At 63.9% G+C, this 3506-nt stretch carries 2 protein-coding genes; both read left to right on the top strand.

The genetic code is table 11. From position 1 onward, the window contains the following. Positions 1-367 precede the first annotated feature (367 nt). Entirely contained in the window at positions 368-3046 is a 2679-nt protein-coding gene (locus A5777_RS02190) for a phage/plasmid primase, P4 family (RefSeq protein ID WP_197502271.1), read from the top strand. Next, positions 3043-3204, top strand: coding sequence for a hypothetical protein (locus A5777_RS24535; protein WP_156529261.1), 162 nt, complete (start codon positions 3043-3045; stop codon positions 3202-3204). The genes A5777_RS02190 and A5777_RS24535 overlap by 4 nt, the downstream gene beginning before the upstream one ends. Positions 3205-3506: the final 302 nt, after the last annotated feature.

The following is a 3506-nucleotide window of genomic DNA, read 5'->3' as shown; positions in this document are numbered from 1 at the left end:
GGTGTGACATGCCCGTTTGTCGTTCGTGCTGGTCTTTCGGCCCCGTTCTCCGGCGGGGTGAGATATGGGTCGAGTCGCGTCGGGCGGGGGGGCACACCCCCCACCGCGCCCGGCGGTGCAAGGCGATTGTGCCGGGTTCGGACGTGCAGCGCGACCGATTCGTTGCCTACGTCGCACCCCGACCGTCTGTTCGCTTGGTTGACGTCAATCGGTCGAGTTCAGTTGCATAGCAACATGATTCGGCGCGTCGCGGGCTGATCACAAGGTACAATCGAGCTAGTCACGGGTGGCACCGTGGCGACGGTGGTTGTCTCCGATGCCCCGCGCAGACATCCCAACACCCGAACGAAAATTGGAGAACCGCAACATGTCTCGTAACGACAGAAGCCCCCGCAGTGCGAGGGCTTCGGCCGGGCTTGTCCCGAACGACGAGAACGCTTCCGATTCTAGCACCGTCGCCCGACGCGACACACAAAGCGCGGTCAGCGTTTACCGCTCGCGCGGTTGGTGCCCGCTCCCCCTGCGCGAGGGAACCAAGTTCCCGCCGGTCGACGACACCACCGGAAACAAGCCCTACCCCGACGTGCCCGTGGTGTGGGCCGAGTTCGCCGAAGACCACGACGCCGCGCGCGCCAACCTCGCCAACCGGATGCCCGCGTTCACCGACGAGGACCACGGCCTCTTCGAGGTCATCGGCATCGACGTCGACGAGTACGACGAGAAGCATGGCGCCGAGACGCTGGCAGCGCTGATCGCGGAGCATGGCGAACTACCGCCGACGTTCTCCTCGACCTCACGCGGCGCCGACTCGCCGTCGCGCATCTACTTCTACCTGGTCCCGGCAGGGATGAAGTGGGCAGGCAAGCCCGGCCCGGACATCGAGATCATCCAACGCACGCACCGTTACGCGGTCGCGTGGCCGTCGGTCGTCGAGGGTCGCGAATACCGCTGGTATGACCCGCAGGGCCGCGCGTGCGACGTGCCCGACGTCGCGACGTTCCCCGACCTGCCTGATTCGTGGGTCGAGCACCTGCGCAAGGGCAAGGCCGAAGCACCGCGCGCCGACGTCGAGGAGTTCGACGACCTCGCCGAGGCTCTCGGTTGGCTCGAAGAGAACATCCCCGGCTACGACGCGCCGATGTCCGGCCAGATGGACCGGCAGACCGACCCCGACAAGCTCGCCGAGGAGGCTACCGGCGGTGCTCACGACGCGATGCTCGCAAGGGTTCACGAGGTCGTCAGGCTCGCCGCCGAAGGCCACCACGGTCTGAAGGCCGCACTTGACCGCATCGAATCGGCTTTCGCCGCCGAGGTTCTTGGCGACCGGCGCGACATGCTCACGGCCCGACTCGAATGGAACCGTGCGCTGTGCGGGGACGTCTCAGACCTCGCCGACGACGTCGCAAACGACCGGGTGCGCATCTCGAAGGTTGGCGGGTACACAGCCGACGACATCGAGATCGACGTCTCTGGTCTGCGCGAGGCCCTTTCGTGGCAGGTCGTCCCGCAGATCGGTTCGGTCGACGTCACGCCCTACGACTCGAATGACACTGACCGAGGCCGAATCTTCAACGAGGCAATGGGCGACCTACTGAAGCCCATCGCCGGGGGTGACGAGTGGGCATTCTGGAATGACCGGCTGGGGCGACTCTTCCGACTCGACGAGTCGAAAGTCATCGGCCGATTCTGGTCGCGCGCAGTCATCGAGAACTACAAGCAAACAGCCGAACGACTCCGCAAAAGCGCGGTCGAACTCGAAGCGGTCGGTAACGGCGACGACGCCAAGGACGCCGAGAGCCAGGCCAAGGCAATTCACCGTGACGGGGTCAGTGCCGGAAACCTGAACAAAATCCGGCCCGGCCTGAACATGGCACACATCGTGCACCCCCACCCGATCGACCCCGCGGAGTTCGACACCGACGCAATGACGCTCGGCACGCCGAACGGGATCATCGACTACACCGACGCCAAGCGCACGAACGCTACGGTGTACGACGTCCTGCGCCGCGGTGGGCACGCCGACAAGGTTCTGTCGTCCACGGTCGAGTACACGCCCGGTATCGCGTCGCCGGTGCTCGACACGTTCTTTCAGACGTTCATTCCGAACCGCGAGACCCGAAGATATGTGCAGCGCGCGCTGGGTTACTGCCTGCTCGGCGGCAACCCCGATCGACGTATTGTCTTCCTGCTTGGTCAGACCTCGACCGGTAAGTCGTCTCTGATCGAGGCGTGTGGAAAGTGTCTCGGCGACTATGCGCACAGTTTCGAGGTCAACACGTTGTTTCGTGAGACCAAGGACGGAAAGCCGGTGCCGGAACTCCTGTCGTTGCGGCATTCTCGGATGATCTTTGCCAGCGAGGTCGGCGCCGACAACCGATTGCACGTGAACAAGATCAAGCGCATGACCGGCGGGGACACGCAGACCCGCCGAACGCTCTACAGCGGCAAGATGCAGGAGTTCACGCCGATGTTCACCCCTGTCATCACCACCAACTCAATGCCGCGGATTGACGGCGCAGACGATGCCCTCGACGCTCGGTTGTTGGTCCTGCCGTTCAATCACCAGGCGCCGCGCGGCGGGCCGAAACTGATCATGCCCAAGGAAGACCCGGACGCCTTGCGCGCGTTGTTGGTGTGGCTGGTCGACGGCCTGCTCGACTACCTGCGCAACGGCCTCGACACCGACGTCCCTGCGGAGGTCGCCAAGGCGCAGGACGGCGCGCGTATGCAGGTCAACGAGTTTCGCATGTGGGCCGATCGCAAGTTCGTTACCCCCGACGAGGTCCCGACCAGTAAGCGCGTTTCCCGACAGGCTGCGCTGGACGTCTGGCTCAAAGACCGCGCAATGGGACGTGTGCCGCACAGCCTGCGCAACCTCACCGACGGGGATGAGTTTCAGGAGCGTATGCGCGGCATCTATGGCGGTCGAGCACCCCGGTCGGTCACCGTCATCGACAAGAAGGGCAACAAATCCCGCAAGAGCGTGAGCTTCTACAAAACCCCGTTTATGTTGCGCGACAGCGCAGAGAGAGAGGACGACCAGTGACCGGCACCAAGGTGCAGACGCACATCGAGGGCACCAAGTCCGACGCGGTGCGCATTGGTCACCACCAGACCGACCACCGGTTGAACCATCCGCGGTACGACGCCCAACACGATGTGAGCTATCACGTGAGGACGTTCACGATCACCGACGCCGCATAGCTCGACCACATCGCGACCCCTTACCCCGCCGAGGGTGAGGGGTCGTCGTGCGTCTAGGGGTCTGCCAGATACCCCAGAGCCAGGGGTCTAGTGGAGTGACCCACCACCGACCTATGACGCGAGGGTAGGGGTCTGTCACGGTTACCCGCTAACCGTGCGAACTACGTTGGTAGGGGTGTCCTATTTGAGCGTTAACCGTGAGAGGTAGCGCGAGGGCAGGGCCGAGTGACTACACCCTGACTACACTCTGACTACACCCGGAAAACGCTCTGACCTGCAATGACTACATGACTACACTGACT

The sequence above is a fragment of the Gordonia sp. 852002-10350_SCH5691597 genome, from assembly GCF_001665715.1.
GTDB lineage: Bacteria > Actinomycetota > Actinomycetes > Mycobacteriales > Mycobacteriaceae > Gordonia > Gordonia sputi.
The sequence above is the reverse complement of the archived record's forward strand: the minus strand, read 5'-3'. Positions and strand labels throughout refer to the sequence as shown.

Coding starts and splice junctions, on each gene's coding strand:
- A5777_RS02190 (WP_197502271.1), top strand. CDS start 368: ATGTCTCGTAACGACAGAAGCCCCCGCAGTGCGAGGGCTTCGGCCGGG.